Genomic DNA, 17,171 nt, shown 5'->3' with positions numbered 1-17,171 from the left:
GCTGCTTGAGTTATCGGTACTCAAGCAGCATTTCATTTGCTTGCCCAGAGTTGTAGTTGATTCTTCCATCAACTCCCACAGACAGGTAATGTTTTGAATTGCCGTGATGGTGGGAAGAATGCATGTCCCAGTTTTCTTCACGATACTTGTTTTCGTCGCCAAGAATGGCTTCTTTGATCGCATCTTTCAGATAAAAAATGACCTTAGATGAGTGCGCTTTTAGTTCCATTGTTTTCTCCTTTTATGTCCGGATGTCCGGTTGAGAAGGAGTAAAGCAAGGGGCTTGCCGTCCGAATTCGGTCTTCAAGTCTTATATATGACAATTGGCGATTTTGTTTCCGATTTTGGAAACCCAATTCCTGGAATTGGGTTTGTCAGAGCGGAAATTAAGCCGCTTTTTTCAGGAGCTTTTTAAGATCCGTATTCGTCTCAAAGAAGACAGGATCAGTTGATTTATAGTGATCAGCCAAGTGCTTCACTACAAAACTTCCGCTTGCACGGAACAGGGGATTTTTAGATTCAAGGAACTCGAAAAGCTTTTTAGCAAGTTCAGAGTCAAAGTTCTGCTTACCCGTAACCAGCAATGCATCGGCAGAGACACGGTTGTGGCTTGCGTAGATATACTGACGAAGGAAACTAACATCACGAGCAAGGTCACCAAGTACGATGATGGTATTTGCTTGTGTGCGTGGGTCTTTGTGTTCAAGGCATTTTTCTAGAACCGCCAGCAATGAGCTTTCAACGAATGCGTGTGGGATCAGGTTTGATGCCAAAGAAACCACTGATGCTAGCACTTTGTCAGAAACGTCTTTTTGCTTATTAAGTTTGTAAGCAGTTTCCACAAGTTTTTCAAAACCAGCCACTTGTTGCAGGCTTGTTTGATTTACTTTGAAAGTTTTTAAAACGGAGAACACGCGGAAGAAACTGATTTCGTCTTTTTCTTGTAACGACTTTTCCAAGAAACGATAGATACAAATCAAATCGCTATCGCTGCGATAGTAAGTAAGCTTTTCAAGCTGATGACGACCCAAAAGCCTGTCAATAGATGTAAAGTCATTTACTTTGCACAAAGTTGCTGGAGTTGAGAAACCTTTTAGCATGGTGCTTTTAGTTTCGGCGATCGTGCAAAGATCATTTACGGATGAACTTGCTTCACTGTAGAAAGTGATCGAGCTTTTTGCTTTCTCATCAACTTGGCTTAGTAATCGTGCTGATTCGATAAGTGGCAACCCAGATAGTCCATAACCAGAATCCTGCGGAACGAAGCGAATTTTACCAATAACGAAAGAGCCTTTTACTTTGAAATAGTGATCAGCTCCTGCGGGAAGATGATCTTCAATGTCTTGCGCTACTTCAAAAATCGCACGCAAGCATGCAAGAGACATCGCTTGAGAATTGACGCCCTGACATTCTTTAACGTGGAACACGATTTCGTCACCCACGTATTGGTAAATCAAACCATTATAGCGCTCGATGATTTCGCGAGAACGGATGAAGTATTGATTCATCATATCGCTTACGTATTCATCTTTTTTATCCAGGAAGATTTGTGTGTAACCGTTTAGATCCACGCGCACCATGGAAGTCTGGAATGCGTAAGGTGCTTTTCTGCCGGACTTCAACTCGTGAACAATCGCCGGAGTTAAAGTTTCAGTGTAGACTTTGTTCTCGTACGCCAGAGTTCTTTGCGTTGCTTCGTAAGTTTGTGCTGCATGCAAAAGAGTCGCGCCTTCTTTAGACAGAGAGCGGATCTTTGTCATCTTTTCGCGGTCGCGAGAAGAGAGGATCTTTGTTAGATCGATAATGTCTTTTAAGAACAACCAAACGATCAAAGACAGGAACGCCGTCACCGAAACCAGATCGCGCAGGATCATGCCTTTATAATCCCAGGCTGTTTGCATGATGATGCGGGATTTATTTTGGAAAACACCTACGGTCAGGCGGTAGTCCATGATTTTAATTGTTCTAAAGGCGATGTTTTTCGTCGCAAGAATTTCGTTAAAAACTTTATAGTCTGCATTAATGCTTTCAGCATCACCGTTGTTGTTGTGAAAGCTAACAACGTCAGAACCTTTTTGCAGAATATAGAAATGAATTAGATTTAGTTCGCGAGCTTTATCGAGATTGGCTTTTACAAGATCTGTGTTTTCGCCAACAAGCGCAGAAATCTGACTGTCTTCAACGAAAGTCATTTGCGCATGCTTTGTTTCAATCACTTGCTCAGTCATTTCAGCAACGTTGAAATAAAATTGAGTCGCAGTAATGCCTACGTAAGCAACCCAAAAGGTTCCCACGATTAACAGCACCATTGATTTGTTGCGCTTACCCTTCGCAAACAAAATGAATCTCCTTCTTAAAGACTAGCGACTCCATTTTGTTTATCGGTTTGGTCTGGGAACAACTTAAGTGTTTGTTTTATTTGGACTAATAATTTTAGGAAATATGAGGGAACTAGCGCTGACGTATGAAGCGGTTGCCATCATCATAATAGATGGTTGTCCCAGACTTCGCGCCCCAGCTGCTGCCGTTGCCATCGACTACCTTCACATTGTTGGCCTCAAGCTCGTTTAAGAAGCTTGGATCCTTCAGCTTTCGCTTCGTTAAAACATAGTCGTTGTTTGTTAAAGTCGTCATGATTTCCTGCCTTTGCGCAGGGCTACCTTGCTGATTTGTTGAGGCCGGGCTACGACCTGCTGAGGAAGCTGAGCGGGTTCGGTTTTGAGCCGATTGCGTGCCGCTTCCGCCGCCAGAACTCGAACTTATATTGAGATCCGCGGAGCCTCCGGCACTTCCGGTTGCGATGGATCCTCCACCCGCATTGCCATTAGAAGCCGAGCCAATTCGTTTTCCACTGCCCGATACTTCAGGATCGACGGATGCGGGGCCACGTGAGTTTGTCGGTGCTTGTTCATTAGTGGCGGTCGTAGCTGGTTGATATGTACCAGTTCGAGACGCTTGGGTTCTTGTAGGGCTTGCAGCTTTCTTTGCCTGGGATTCAGCATTCTTAGTTAAATCAATTTCTTCAGCCACGTATTCATCAGCTCCAACTCCGCCGTTGGACTTAGATTGATAGCGTCCGTAACGGGATTGGTATCGTTGACCCGATGAAGAGCTTGATGACTTACGTGATGAAGATCCTGTTTCGGAATCACTTGATACATAAGAAGGCGACGATGATGAGCCGGGGCCAGAACTTGATGAATCTGCGAGTGCAGGAGTATTGCTAATACCCATCGCTCGATTCGCCATTCTGAAAACTGGCGCGCTTTCTTGAACACTGTCACGCAGGGCTTGTTCTTTCCCAGCAGGGGATTTGTCGACCTTCGCAATATTCAACTTTTCCGCGGAGGGGATAATTTTCTCCGCGTTCGCGATTTCGGATTTCATGTCTAGGCTCTCACCGGCTTTTGAAGTTGCACCAGCAATACCACGATTGGTTCTTTTTGATGATGCTACTGGCTTGGCGTCCTCTTTTGTATTCGGCTTCTGACTTTTGGCAGATGCATTGTTGCTTTTATCGACATTTATATCATTTGCGATAAACGAATGAGTTGAAGCAAGCTTTTCGGATATAGGCTTGTCATTCAGACATGAATCTAAAATACCCCGGTTCAATTCTTCGGAAATAATTCCGGAAGAGTGTAGCATCTCATGGTAAAACAAATTCACCATTACATCAGGTTCCATGATCGGATCCTCGGATTTTACAGGTAAATAAAACTTTATTCTTCCATCTTCGGTTGCGACACCTTTCACGTCCTTGGCATTATTAAATTCGCAGGAATAGATTTCTTTGGAATCGCCGTCCGCAATTTTATCCAAAATTATTTTGAATTTTGCCGAGACAAGATTCAAATCAAGTTCGCCGATTCTTGATTTCTTCTCCAAGCAGCTTGTGATTTTGTCAGAGTTTGTTCGAAGAATTTCACCCATACTCCCAAGATTTTCTGCGAAAGTAGGAAACTTACTTACGTTGCAACTTTTTGGGACTGCATTAATTTGTGGTTTACCTAGAATAGCACTTATGTCTTGGTTTAGGTTGCTAATTTTATTTTCAAGAGTGACGTTAGTTCTTTTGCATGGTTCGTCAGGATCCCCATACATAACGTACATCGGTCGTAATTCACTTTTGATTAGGGTAAGTCTTCGATTAACATACTTGTATTTTTTGATAGATATATCACCATTTTCAAACTTAGCAAATTCGAAGGTATCAATTTTACCCATGATGTAGGTAATGTGAAACTGGGAGTTTGATTTCCTAACGAACCATTCGTCAACACGGCCGTCCAGATCGCGGTCAATTCGAATATCATCGTAATTTTTATAACTTATAATTCGTTGGGTAATCGACGTTTCTCTGGGATTAAATATAATTCGCTCAAGAGCAAATGCCCTTGACGTTGTCAGACTTAAGAAGAACACCAAAAAGGTTAAAAGAAACGTGGTTCGCATCACTTTGTTTCATCGGGAAAAAATTGGATATAGTTTAGAAAACTTCGCTAAACCAAAGTCCTGAAATGCATAATGTATCTATCAAGCGGACTGCAAATTTAAGACCATAAACTATGCGCACAATGCTTCATATCTTGTTTCTAATCATGCCGGTATACTGCTATTCCCAATCGCCGATCAATTTAAATAAATGGGCCGTACCCGTGAAGTTGGAAGATTTTAAATCTCCACAAGAAGATGCCGAAATCGAAAAAAAATTTACGCCTCCGGTTTCAAGTCAAGATTCACTGGGGATATGTTATGCCTCTGCTGCGGCAACGGTCATAAACTATGAAATGTGTAAGCTCGGTAAAGTCGATGATTGTACATCGGTATCAGATTCTAAACGGGTTTCTCCCTTAGGAATTGCGCGATATAGTTCGACGGCTGATGTCGGTAAACTTAAACAGATGGACAAAAACTATAGTAAATTAGATGTTGATAGTCTGAGAGCTAATGGAAATACGATTCTAAACGTCGCCACACAACAAGTGATTAAAATTCCTACAGAGCAATGTTCATCTCTGGACAAGGTTTTATCAAAGAATCCTGTGCTTTCTAATACTGAAGTTAAGCGGGCTCAGGCCGCAGTATGGGATAGTTTAAAGAATGACTATGACAACTATAGAAAAGCACTGGCTGAGAAATGCGATCAGTGCGCTTCCAAATATTACCAATCAGCGACAGAAACGGTAAGTAAGAACTTAAAAATAGAAGACGATCAAAAAGTCGATCCAAATTTAAAAAATGATTCGTTAAGAGTTCTTCAGGCATTTCAAAAAGATTCTTATGCTGAAGCATTGAACGCGTTACTATATCCCGAACAATGTAGTAAAACGGCAATCCCTTTTACGGGTTATGGGAAAACAACTGTTGAATCATTTCCGGATAATCCAAAAGGTGTGACCACCGCCAACCTGTTGGAAGAAATTAAAAAAGTTCTTCAGAGAAAGCAGCCCGTTCTTCTTGAAGATATTTGTGTTGCTGAATGTGCGAGTACGGATCCCCAAAACCCGCCTCAGACTCACGCTGTAGTAATTGCGGGATATCGCAAGATTTGTTCAAAAAAAGAACCTACGAAGTGCCGGACGGCTCTTAAGGTAATAAACAGTTATGGCGCGAGTTGGCAGAAAAACAATAGTGATGGATGGGTGGAATCTGAGCCGTTGCTCGGTTCGATCAAGATTAGTAATGCGTCCATGAGTTGGCTTGCAGATAAAAAGTAAACTAGAGGATCTCGTATTATTGCACCAATTTGAAGATATCTTTGAGGGAAGCTGCTTGACTCCAAAAGTGACTCTGATAGGGTCAGCTCCCTTATGAATAAAGACTTCATGATTCGAGCGGTTGAGCTCTCTAGAAAAAATATGCAAGGTGGCGCTGGCGGTCCTTTTGGGGCTGTGGTTGTTAAGGATGGTAAGATCATCGGTGAAGGTTGGAATAAAGTAACTTCTTCCAATGATCCGACGGCACATGCTGAGGTTTCAGCGATTCGCGATGCTTGCGCTAATGTTAAAAACTTTTCTTTGGATGGCGCTGAGATCTACACAAGCTGTGAGCCTTGTCCTATGTGCTTGGCTGCGATTTATTGGGCGCGTATTTCTACGATCTATTACGGAAACACTCGCAAAGACGCTGCTGACATTCAGTTTGATGATGATTTCCTTTATCAGGAAATTCCTAAAGACATTAAAGACCGCAAAGTCCCTATGATTCAGTGTGGTCACACAGAAGCTCTTGCCGTATTTAAAGAGTGGGAGAATAAAACCGACAAGATCCCCTACTAAGGTCTTGTCGAGTTTATAAACAGGACTCCAATCTAGGTTCGCTTTTGGAGACAATAGAGGAATGAAGTACTTTTCATTCCTCTTTTTATTTTCAGCCCTCTTTATCTTCACTTCCTGCGCCACCGTTGAAAAGCAGATCCCTCGTGATATCGCTTCCCTTCAGTCTTCAGGTGCCATGGAAGGCATTTGGTTCCTACAAGGAACTAGTTCCACACGTGGTCCTTACAACGGTGAACTTGAACTAAGAAAATCCAGCGACGGCACATACGAAGCAATTCGTATGATCACTTACATCAACTACTTCTATGATGGCTTGAAAGTGCAAGAAGTCTGGACAGGTAAAGCTGTTGCGGCTGGCGACACCTTGGTGATGAGTTATGATTTGCGCCAAGCAGACTTTATCGAAAAATTAGGTTCGCAAAAACGAGAGCCATCAGATTTCAAAAATCCCATCACCGTTGTCACGCGCTTTACGGTTACCGATAAAGGGTTGGCGTCGCAGTTCTCGGATAAAAAAGTTTCTAACTATACTGAGTGGATTACGACCAGAAGAAACCTTGAAGCTAAACCTTTGTGGATGAATCTTCGCACGAACATTGATGCTCAAGGTCCGAAAGTTCCGTTGGCGGTACGTGGAGTGATTAACCTCTTTAAAAGAGACGTGGGATTTACAAAAGATCCGTTCGTGCAATCCTTCAAAAATAGAAAAGAGTTCAAAGAAGAACGCCCGTTCATTGTTTTTGATCCAACTGATTACGTATTCTATCAAACGAATAAAGATATCATCCGCGTCGTAAATAAAGTGACAGATGATATTTCTATCACCGAGGCTTCTGTAAAAAGAAATGCCTATTCTCCGACGCTTAAAGAAAAAGCTATCAGCTATGAAAAGAACACCGTCACTCATCACATTAACGAAATCGGAATGGTTTCTAAAGCTGACGTGGACGCGAATGGGAAATTGATTGCTTATCGCTATGATGGGGATTCTGCTTTGTGGACAGGCATGTACATTGGCTCTCAGTCGATGCGCTATCTTGCAACCAAAGATCCTGAAGCTTTGGCAAATGTTCGTAAATCTTTGCGTGCGATCTTTATGCTGATTGATATCACGGATGATCCAAAAGAATTTGCGCGAACTTTGATGCCTTATTCACCGGGAGAGCCGATTCCAAATAAATGGCATCAAGGTAAAGGCATTTATTCAAACATGCTTTGGCTTGAGGGTGGCAATAACGATATGTACAAAGGCTTAACTCACTCGATGATGTGGGCGAGCCTTGTCATTCCGGAAACGGATCAAGAAATCTGGTCACACCTGCGCGATAAATCACGTCGCTTGATGGGTTTAAGAACTTTTGACGAAAAGCCCCAGAATCAAGCACCAACGTATGGACTTGTTGCGCTTCTTAACAAAGATAAGCACGCGCATGATAAATACGTATCTACTTACAAAAAACTATCCTGGAAACCATCAAGTTATAGCTTCGATACGACTTTCTATTGGCACGGAAGTGCTGATTGGAGCGGAATCAACTTAGGATTGGTGGGTGATATCACTGATATCATGATTGCCGATCGCCTGGGTGAATCTAAAATCCGCGATCGTCTGCGTGAACGCCTGATGGATTCGTGGGTGACTTATAGTCCCGCGCAAAGACATTTGCTGACCATGGTTGCATACGGCTTTGCCTATTCCCATGGAACAAGAGGTGGAAACTTCAGGGAAGAAAGCAGCGATGATAAATTTATGACTTCCTTGTCCCAATCGGTTTGGGGCTTAAGAGAAATCCCTTATCCTCGCCCGAACCTGGATGTCTCCATCAACCACTCCCTGCGCCCGGATTGGTGTATTTCTCCGATCCCACGCCTCTTCTGGAAGGGTTTAAAGCGCCCAGAACCTCCGGTTGAGTACTTCTATCAAGGTCTTTATAACTACCCGGTATTCGAGCACCAGGCCTTTACTTCCAATTTCGTTTGGAAGGATACTGCCTTTGGGTTTAAGGACGATCACTCGCGTGGCTCAGAAAACGCTGGCGTAGACTACCTGTATGCGTATTGGCTCGCGAAATACGCAGGGATCCCTAACTTTGAATAGCGTTTTGAAAGATCTACCCACTCGCAAGAATGATTGAATTTCCGACTCGGGGGAGTTAAAAATCCCCCTATGAAAAAGACCGGCAGAGACTCTAAAGAGCTAAAAAACTTCGCCCTGGGTGAAGCTAAAACAGATTATCCCCAAACATATTCTCCAGAAGCCCTTGAGGCCTTTGATAACAAAAATCCAGGTAAGATTGCTTGGACAACTTTTGTTTGCACAGAGTTCACTTCACTTTGTCCAAAAACAGGTCAGCCTGATTTCGCAAAAGTTTTTATCAACTACATCGCTGATAAAAAAATGGTGGAATCAAAATCATTGAAACTTTATTTGTTCAGCTTCCGCAACCATGGCGATTTTCATGAAGATTGTATTCAGACAATTTGTGACGACTTGGTGAAACTTATGAAGCCTAAGTACATCGAAGTTGTCGGTGAATTCACTCCGCGCGGAGGGATTGCGATCTTCCCTTATGCAAGCTACGCTTGTAAGGACAAGTTCTATCAGGACTTGTGGAAAAAACGTCTGAGTGAGTTCGCTCCTGGCAAGTATTCCATGGAGTTGAGCAAGCTCTACTAAGAGGGCTTCATGAAACAAAATCTTCCCCAAGAACTTACGAAACTTGTTGATTGGTCAGTGACGGAATTGGGGAAGGTGATTGAGTTTGCAGTCGGCAAGTCCGGCTTTAACCGCATCGAAAAAATCCGTCGCTATATCAAGTCCCCCGCCGGTCAATCCCTTGAAGGACTCAAATCGCTTCAAGAAGAACTCGCAAACTTTTCCGAAAAAGAACAATATCAAATTGCCCATGCCTTTGCTTTGATGCTTGAGATTATCAACTCATGTGAAGCTGCCTATCGCACGTACCGACTTAGAATAGAAGATCGAGATATCGAATCCATCACACACAGCTATGGGCGTATTATTCACGTCCTAACGGCGCATCCCACGGAATCCAGGAACCCCGATGCTCTTTATTACTTTAAAAAAATTCAAAAAGTATTGGAGCGCCGACTCGAGCACGAATCGGATTTGGATGAGCCAGAACTGAATTTATTGATTAAATGGGTGTGGAATATTCCCATGTCCAAGCAGCGAAAACCTTCGGTCATGGACGAGGCTGAATACATTTACAATCTGGGCTTACAAGACGAGATCATTGAGATGTACATCAAGCAACGATTGGCTAAACATCCGTTTTACATTCGCACTTGGGTGGGAGGCGATAAGGACGGCCATCCCGGTGTTGACGAAAATACCATGTTGCAAAGCTTGAATATGTCTCGGGGACTTTTGGTTAACTGGCTGACTCGTGCCTTTCGCGAATATCAAAAAGATCTGGAGCCCTTGCTTCGAAATAAACGTTTTGATGCCACGTCTTCTGGTTTGATAAAAAAGCTTGCTACAGAAATTCTTCAGACATCTGCAGGTCTTAAGAAAATTGAGACGAAAGATGCCAATAGACTTCACCGTCTAAAAGAGGCCTTGCTCCGTTTAAATGTAGAGCAAAGAAAAACTTTTGGCGTAGATTCCCCCGTGTTGATTCGCATTCACGCATTCTTAAAATCATTTCCGGGAATGGTGGTACCTCTCGAACTTCGCGAGGACAGCGGGCTTGTGCATGAAGCTGTGGATAACCCCGGAAAAAGTTATAACATTTCCCGCATGATCAAAACACTTTCCAGAATATCCCCTGATCATGATCCTAAATTTTATGTCCGTGGCTTTGTCTTAAGTAACTGCGAATCTGTAAGAGACATTGTCGCCGGAATGAATTTAACTAAGCGATACTTGGGAGATTACCGGCTGCCCGTTGTGCCACTTTTTGAAAGTGCGCACTCATTATCCGAAGGCAAATTCATTATCACCGAATTTTTAGGCAACAAATCCCACCGCGTAACTGTAAATAAAAAGTGGTCAGGAAAATTGGAGGTCATGCTTGGTTATTCTGATTCTTCTAAAGAAAACGGCGCTTTTGCTTCAAGATTTCTAATTAAGTCGGCAGTGACGGAATTAGAAAAGGTTATTAGCTCGCATGATATCAAGCCGATATTTTTTCATGGCTCAGGCGGAAGTATTGAGCGCGGAGGCGGCTCTGTTCAAGAGCAAACTGACTGGTGGCCTTTATCGGCATTAGAGGTTGTGAAGGTCACCGTTCAAGGCGAAATGATTTATCGCAGTTATACGTCTTCTGAAATCTTAGAGCGCCAACTTGATCGCTTCATGGTGGCAAGAGACCGCCAAGTCAAAGCCGCTCGAAAGTCATCTTCTGCGCGCATAGATCAGGCTCTTAAGCGCATGGCCGAGGCAACAAAGGCAAAGTACCAGGAAACTTTGAAGCAGCCGGAATTTCTCCACATGATCGAGGAAGCTACACCGTATTCGTATCTAAAAGATTTGCGTATGGGATCTCGTCCCTCAAAACGCCAAGGCCCAGTGCAGTTAAAAAGTTTGCGCGCAATTCCTTGGGTTTTGTGTTGGACTCAAACTCGTACCTTGTTTCCTACCTGGTGGGGCGTTGGAAGTTTTTGGAAAACTTTAAATAAGACTGAGAAAGCAATTTATAAAAGAGCTTTTAAAGAATCCCCGCTTTTTAGCTCTTACATAAAAGTCTTAGGCTTTACGCTTGAAAAGATGGACCTGAATATCTTTGGCTTATATTTGGCGAACTCGAAACTGCCTGTGGAGCTACAAGACAAGTATTTGCAAGACTTCCAGCAAGAATTTAAAGACTGCAAAAAAGCGATGCGAGAAATCACGGGAGAAAGAAACCTTTTGTGGTATAGACCGTGGTTAGGGAAAAGCATTTCACTGCGATCCCCACTGATTCACCCTCTCAATATTCTACAGCTTATAGCCCTTAAGGAGCGAAATTTACTACTGCTTCGAGAGACCGTGACTGGGGTGGCTAGCGGTATGTTAACCACAGGCTAAGTGCCCCAAAAAGCATAATGTAAATATCTTTTACACTCCTCCTTACCCCGTTTCTAATAGGATGCAGGGGGCGGGGGCCTGTAATTTGAACATAGGTTCGTGGATTCAATAATTTACGAACCAAAGGATCTCTCAAATGTTCAAACAATCCATTCGCGGCGCAGTGACAGTTTCCCTTCTTTTGATCGGCCAAGCTTCGTTTGCAAGTTTGAAGCTTTCTGAAATTAAGAAGTGTATTTCCAATGAAATGGACGTCGTGCGCGTGGTTCACCCCTTGAAGGCCGAGTACTTAAGAGCGGAACGAGATGGATCTGTCACTGAGCTGATCAACATGCTTAAGGAAGACACGGAAGATCTTGATATGTTAACTGAAGCGGAAGCAGCAAGCACTCGTGGTAAAGCGCTGACGAAGGAAATCGGTGAAATTGAAGATGTACTGGAACAATCTAAATCTTGCGCTGACGCCCGAAAGGCGATGTTAAAATTCGCAAATATTTATGAGAAAAAACCGCTTCTTTCTTTGAGTGTGTTCTTTGAGAAAGGCGTTCATGGCGATTCCGAGTTGCAACAATGGAATGCAGAAGCCAGAGAGTCATTGAAAAACGCAGGTTACATTAAAGCCCTTGCGAACTTTGAGGCTTCCCGTCACCCAGCTCTGGCATTATTGTTAGCGTCTGGTGAAACGACGTCGGTTCTTGATGAGCAGTTTATGCTTGAGCGTGATGAAACAATGAAGTCTGCATTAAAAGCTATTGTCGGCGAAGATGCGTCTGCTGATATTTTGGAAGAAAGACTTGCGGAAAAAATGCGTAAGGAAAGCGTAGCTCGTATGTCGGCGGTATCAGCTGCGGCTAACGAGCTTATTAGAAAATAAACGGAAATCCTTTAAGTTTTTAACTAGCAACCTTGCCACGAACTCGGTTGCTAGTAACAAACCTATCCAATATAAATCCATCAGTCTTGGATTGTCTTTAAAGTGAAGCGACCAATCGGAAGCCCACGGCAGAAATGCAAACTCCACAAAATAGCAAAGTCCAAAGAATCGATTCCATGCAAGATTAGATAGAAATCGAACGGCCCTGAACTGTCCCAAATAATCATTCACCTGGTTTAAACAAGCCAGTCGAATCCAAATGAGTACGACGGCAAAACGGCTCCAAAAAAACCATAGGTCCCCGGAAAATACGTAATAATAAAATCCCGTCGGCGTGATGGAAATATCTGGATTCATGGGAAACAAATAAATCAATATCAAAGCGACACTTAACAGAACACTGGGTTCATTCTTAAACCCACGATAAATCCAAGCCTGCGTGGGCTCCATGCGAATGATTCTTCCCATGCTGAAACCAAAAACAGGAATAGAGAGCCAAGGTAAAAGGCCCCAGCCTATTGTAGAATTCACATTCAGATCCCCGACTAGCATCTGATCAATGAATGGGTTGAAGTTAGTTTTTAATCCCTGATACCAATCGATCGGAACACAAAGGGATGCTAACGCCAGGTTGCTTGCGACAAATAGAAATTTTCGATTCTGCGGAAACGCCTGAACCACCAAAAGACTTACGAATAGATAAGCATAAAGATTCCAGCTCCAGATTGCGACATCTGCGTCTGCTTGATCGTGAATCATCATTCCGACCAATCCCGTTCCAACTAACAGATATCTTGCCCAGTTAAACTTCGTCTTGGAATAACCAATCAGAAAAAAAGATACGAGGGCGAGGATTAACCCTGAATATCCCCAATAATTTAAAAAAAACGGGGTCAGCAATCCGAATACCGACTCAGATGCGGTAAAGAGCATTTTGGATTCGCCAAAGGATGTCTCCCACACATGATAAAAAGTTACGACCAGTATGGCGCAGGTGCGGAGCAGATCCAGAGCGTAAAATCTTTGGCTCTTCATTCCCACATCCTTGGCAGTTGTGGCTTAAACAAGGAATTGACCAGCTCACTGCTGGCATCAGGTAGACGCACGGTTTTGTATTCTTTGCCTAAGTTAAGATTTAAATCACTGACAAAGCGATTCGAGGCAAATACAAAACTTTCTGTATTTTCATAGGCAATAACATTTGCGAATGGCACAGCTTTTAGAGTTGAGTTTATGATCGTCGCACTTTCATTCGTCGGAAAATCAAAAACGATAAAGCCATCTGCTGTTAGACGGTTTTTGATGATGCGATAGAATTCCAGGCTGTAGAGCTTGGACAGTTCAACACTGTAGGGATAAGGGAAATCCAAAAAGACAGCGTCCCACGATCTTTTAGATTCTCGCAAGAAGTGAAAGGCATCATCGGTGACAAGCTCAACGCGTGAATTGCTTAAAGAGTTTTCATTCAGGGCCACCCACCGTGGATCTTCCTTGGCCATTTTTAGAATCAGAGGGTCTAACTCCACCATTGTGATTTCGGTTTCACGCGGTAAAGTTTTAAGTGCATCTCGCAGTAATAGTCCGTCCCCGGCACCCAGGATCAAAACTCTTTTGGGAATGTTTTGTGCGATTTTTAATGATCCTTGTAAAAATGCTTCGTGATATGACTTTTCGTAACGTGAATCGAATTGAAACTGACCATTTAGCCACAGACTAAAAAAGGGCCCGTTTTCATCTTGGCCATTAACCAAGTCGATGGCCTGATAGGGACTTAGGCGCCTTGTGACTTTGATTTCTTTGTCGATTCCACTGAAATATTCACGTAAGTCATTCTTGCTGGTCACATTTTTGGGATAGTCACCGTAGTATCGAATTCTTAGAGAAAGCTGCTGTAAAGAACTTTGCACCAGAGAGAATACGAGAATGACTGTGATGCTAGCCGCGACAACGCCGAAAGCGCGTTTGGCATTTGGCACCTGCGCTGTCAGATAGAGACAAATTCCTCCGCTTACGAGAGCAATGAGGATCGCAGTTCCATAGATTTCAAATCTTGGAATTAAAATCAAAGGCACCGCAACGGAGGCTACTAGAGCTCCGAAATAACTGAATGCGAGAATTTGATTCAAGTGAGTTTGATTATCTGGGTCTTTACGCAGTCTGAAAAGCAAAGGTGTTTCAAATCCAGTCAGATATCCCAATCCAAGAGAGAGGAATCCTGTAGCTAAAACAAAAACCATCATGAGCGGACCAGCTGGTAATCTAATCCCTGAAAACTCAATCAACTCAAGGCTTGGGATAAAGAATAGATAAGTCACCAGCATGGGAGCAATAGCTCCCAAAATCATTAAACAGACTTCGACTTTCAAAAGATCAGCCAAAGGATTTTTCGCACGAGCTGATTTTTTGCTGCCTAAACCAATACCATAGATAAAAAGTGCCGATGATAGACAAAAGCCAATAATTTCTTCCTGAAGAAAAACGGCGAAAGTTTTTGCCATGAGACTTTGATAGGCGAATCCACAAAATGATAATGCAAAGGAGAGCACTTTTAATTTACGATGATCCATCTTGCGATTTGCTCCTCGTAAATGAATAGATTTTGAATTACTGCCCAGGTGACCACTAGAAAAACCACGCTCACTAGGGGAATTTCAAACTTTCTGAGTGCCTTATCTTGATATCCCCAAAGTAATCCACATATCCAGGCAAGAGCGAGATTCGCTAGTGCTAAAAACAGATTTACTTGCAGAGATCCAAACTGACGATTTAGAAAAAGAGCGAACAGCAGTCCTGCGACAAACATTCCGAAATAATCGACAAAGAGTGCTTTCTCGGCTTTATCCGCAGAGGAAGAGTCGGACTCCAGAATACGCAGTAGCAGCGGCAATTCCATACCAGATAAAAATCCGATCGCTGTGATCAATCCATAGCAAACTGCTGGCGAGACTGATTTTAAATTCACATCACTATAGACGAATACCAACGGAGACACGATGGCTAAGGCAGCTAAGGCAACTTCTATCCAGATAAAAACCTTTTTAGCATTCATTCGGACAGGAGCGAAGTAAGCACCCGTTCCCATGGAGGCGATATAAATTCCGGTCGTCACTGTGTACTGCTGAACTACATTTCCCCAAAGCACAGAAAGAACGTTCGCTAAGACTAACTCATAAGCATAGCTGCAAAATGCTGTGATAAACACGAGCAGCAGAATGAAGCGAAAGTGCAACGAGCCTTTCATGATCTAGTACCCTTGAGTGGTAGTTGCGGGACGAGAAAATATATAGGTCTGACGAATCAGCTCATCGTTAGAGCAAGAACCGCCGTTTTTTACGCAAAACGAAACTTTTAGACACTGATATTGGGCCATTCCGCAATCAGGTGCTTCGGGGCGGTTTCGCATGCCCATATTAATTGGAATACTATTCACCGAGGCCGGAGGCGGAGCTGGCGCAAAACTATCGAGTGAGGCGTTTGCAGTTTGAAATGACATCTCTTGAACTACCTGGCGCGTGGCTTCTTTAAAAACTTCCAGCTGTTGATCAAAGGATTTGGGTTTCGACGAAAAAGCAACCATCCATTCGTGGGCAGATTGAAGATTGACCTGCAGGCTGCCAGCTTCTAGGCAAATATCAAGCCCTGCATTCAAGGAGCGTTTGCTGCAAATGCCGTTTGCGTACTCCCAGCAAAGACGAACGGCTTTGGTGCCACTACCGATCGTAATTACTTTACCGGGACAACCATAGTCATCCTTTACGGCCGTACCGCCACTTTGCGGGGGAGCGTCTTGTAAATAGTTTGCCTTGTCGTAAGCATTCTTTAAAGAAATACCAAAACTTTCAATGGCATTTTCAGAGTCATAGAATGCCCGGGATTTATCATAACTTTTATTCAAAGTTCCCATCTTGGAAATAACACCGACGATGATGACACCAATGACGACTGCGATGGCGACAACCAACATCGCTCCTGCGAAACCTTTTTCTGAATGAAGAGTTTTGGGCATCATAAAATCAACTCCTAGTTTCTCTTAAGCTGCCCGCTCGGGTAGGAAGGTTTTAAGAAATAAATCAAATCATAGGGTCTGCGATATAAAGGCCTGCGTTGCGCGCGCAATGTATTTGGTGTTTCGGCAGTTACACTCATTTGCGCAGACGAAAAACCTAGAACGTTATCTCTAAAGACGACTCTGATCACACGTTCAACGTCTTTGTAAGGACTTGTGGTCATGCAGGCCGCTTGAGTCATCGCAGCTGGAGGACACCAAGTGAAATCACGTTTGCTATTCGTTTGCGGAAGATATTCCCTGACGGTGACTTTGAAAGTGACCGAAGAGAGGCGAAAACGTTGTGAAACATTAGGATCTTGATCTGGACTGTTCATGTCGAAGCGTTCAACTTCTTTTTCGGTGGCTTGAAAATCGACGATGGAACCAAACCATAAGTCATCCCGCGTGGGCGAAATGGTAACGGTGCCCGCTGCTTGGGATCTTCCAAGATCGATATATAAAATTCCGTAAGTTTTAGCGGTGGGTTTTTGAAAGTAAATTCCCGTAGGTAAAAAACGATCTCCCACGCTGGGAACACTGGTGTAGGTGCTAATCAAAGTGTCTCGTAAGAAGAACCCAATAGTATCGACGGAAGCAGTAGCGGTAGCAGCATTGAACCCGGTGGATGCCAAATAATCTGCTCTGACAAAACCCGTGTTCTGGCTGGTTCCAGATGGACTCCAACCGTTCAGATTTTTTCCACTGCCGTCTTCGACGTTAATTCCCTGTGAAGCAAAATGCTTCAGGTAAAAGGAAATTTCGTTTAACTCTGATTCAGATTGGATTCGATTGGTAATCGCCTCGTTTTGATTCGTGGCCATGCTGATCAGGGCACCGACACCATACATAAGCACCGAACCCAGCACGACGGAAAGAAGCAGCTCTACAAGTGAAAAACCTTGTTGCCCCAAATACCCACTGTTAGAATTAAGAAAG

Annotated in this window: 14 protein-coding genes; 6 read left to right on the top strand and 8 right to left on the bottom strand. The window is 43.4% G+C overall.

Annotated features, from left to right (window positions below; translation table 11 throughout):
• Positions 1 to 10: 10 nt before the first annotated feature.
• The 3 genes from ACLSU7_RS11570 to ACLSU7_RS11560 form a co-directional block, all read right to left on the bottom strand.
• Entirely contained in the window at positions 11 to 229 is a 219-nt protein-coding gene (locus ACLSU7_RS11570; protein WP_413292049.1) for a hypothetical protein, read from the bottom strand.
• A gap of 157 nt (positions 230 to 386) precedes the next feature.
• Positions 387 to 2,339, bottom strand: coding sequence for an adenylate cyclase (locus ACLSU7_RS11565; protein ID WP_413292048.1), 1,953 nt, complete (start codon positions 2,337 to 2,339; stop codon positions 387 to 389).
• A 112-nt stretch (positions 2,340 to 2,451) separates the two neighbouring features.
• The gene (locus ACLSU7_RS11560; RefSeq protein ID WP_413292047.1) at positions 2,452 to 4,455 is read right to left on the bottom strand and encodes a hypothetical protein; all 2,004 of its coding nucleotides are present in this window, start codon (positions 4,453 to 4,455) and stop codon (positions 2,452 to 2,454) included.
• A gap of 203 nt (positions 4,456 to 4,658) precedes the next feature.
• Between ACLSU7_RS11560 and ACLSU7_RS11555 the strand changes: the two genes are divergently transcribed.
• The 6 genes from ACLSU7_RS11555 (at position 4,659) to ACLSU7_RS11530 (ending at position 12,187) form a co-directional block, all read left to right on the top strand.
• Positions 4,659 to 5,720 (top strand): hypothetical protein, encoded by a 1,062-nt coding sequence (locus ACLSU7_RS11555; protein ID WP_413292046.1) that lies wholly within the window; start codon positions 4,659 to 4,661, stop codon positions 5,718 to 5,720.
• 93 nt (positions 5,721 to 5,813) lie between these two features.
• Complete coding sequence (locus tag ACLSU7_RS11550; protein WP_413292045.1) at positions 5,814 to 6,281, top strand: nucleoside deaminase; 468 nt, start codon at positions 5,814 to 5,816, stop codon at positions 6,279 to 6,281.
• A gap of 61 nt (positions 6,282 to 6,342) precedes the next feature.
• Positions 6,343 to 8,379, top strand: a complete 2,037-nt coding sequence (locus tag ACLSU7_RS11545) for a hypothetical protein (protein WP_413292044.1) — start codon at positions 6,343 to 6,345, stop codon at positions 8,377 to 8,379.
• Between the two features lie 69 nt (positions 8,380 to 8,448).
• A complete protein-coding gene (gene queF / locus ACLSU7_RS11540; RefSeq protein ID WP_413292043.1) occupies positions 8,449 to 8,958 on the top strand; it encodes a preQ(1) synthase in 510 nt (169 codons plus the stop codon).
• 9 nt (positions 8,959 to 8,967) lie between these two features.
• Entirely contained in the window at positions 8,968 to 11,313 is a 2,346-nt protein-coding gene (locus tag ACLSU7_RS11535; protein WP_413292042.1) for a phosphoenolpyruvate carboxylase, read from the top strand.
• 136 nt (positions 11,314 to 11,449) lie between these two features.
• Entirely contained in the window at positions 11,450 to 12,187 is a 738-nt protein-coding gene (locus ACLSU7_RS11530) for a hypothetical protein (RefSeq protein ID WP_413292041.1), read from the top strand.
• Here ACLSU7_RS11530 and ACLSU7_RS11525 read toward each other — a convergent pair.
• The 5 genes from ACLSU7_RS11525 to ACLSU7_RS11505 all read right to left on the bottom strand — a co-directional run bounded on the left by ACLSU7_RS11525 (position 12,155) and on the right by ACLSU7_RS11505 (position 17,146).
• Positions 12,155 to 12,949: a hypothetical protein gene (locus tag ACLSU7_RS11525; protein WP_413292040.1), complete on the bottom strand. Its 795-nt coding sequence runs from the start codon at positions 12,947 to 12,949 to the stop codon at positions 12,155 to 12,157. The two genes, ACLSU7_RS11530 and ACLSU7_RS11525, sit on opposite strands and share 33 nt — an antisense overlap.
• Before the next feature lie 269 nt (positions 12,950 to 13,218).
• Positions 13,219 to 14,685 (bottom strand): spermidine synthase, encoded by a 1,467-nt coding sequence (locus tag ACLSU7_RS11520; protein ID WP_413292039.1) that lies wholly within the window; start codon positions 14,683 to 14,685, stop codon positions 13,219 to 13,221.
• A gap of 50 nt (positions 14,686 to 14,735) precedes the next feature.
• On the bottom strand, positions 14,736 to 15,428 hold the full coding sequence (locus ACLSU7_RS11515) for a hypothetical protein (protein WP_413292038.1): 693 nt from the start codon (positions 15,426 to 15,428) through the stop codon (positions 14,736 to 14,738).
• A gap of 3 nt (positions 15,429 to 15,431) precedes the next feature.
• Positions 15,432 to 16,196 carry a hypothetical protein gene (locus ACLSU7_RS11510; protein ID WP_413292037.1) on the bottom strand — a complete coding sequence of 255 codons (765 nt, stop codon included), beginning with the start codon at positions 16,194 to 16,196 and terminating at the stop codon, positions 15,432 to 15,434.
• Between the two features lie 11 nt (positions 16,197 to 16,207).
• On the bottom strand, positions 16,208 to 17,146 hold the full coding sequence (locus ACLSU7_RS11505; protein ID WP_413292036.1) for a prepilin-type N-terminal cleavage/methylation domain-containing protein: 939 nt from the start codon (positions 17,144 to 17,146) through the stop codon (positions 16,208 to 16,210).
• Positions 17,147 to 17,171 lie beyond the last annotated feature (25 nt).

Origin of the sequence: Bdellovibrio sp. HCB185ZH, assembly GCF_047302455.1 — a bacterium.
GTDB lineage: Bacteria > Bdellovibrionota > Bdellovibrionia > Bdellovibrionales > Bdellovibrionaceae > Bdellovibrio.
This window is presented reverse-complemented; position numbering and strand designations above follow the sequence as displayed.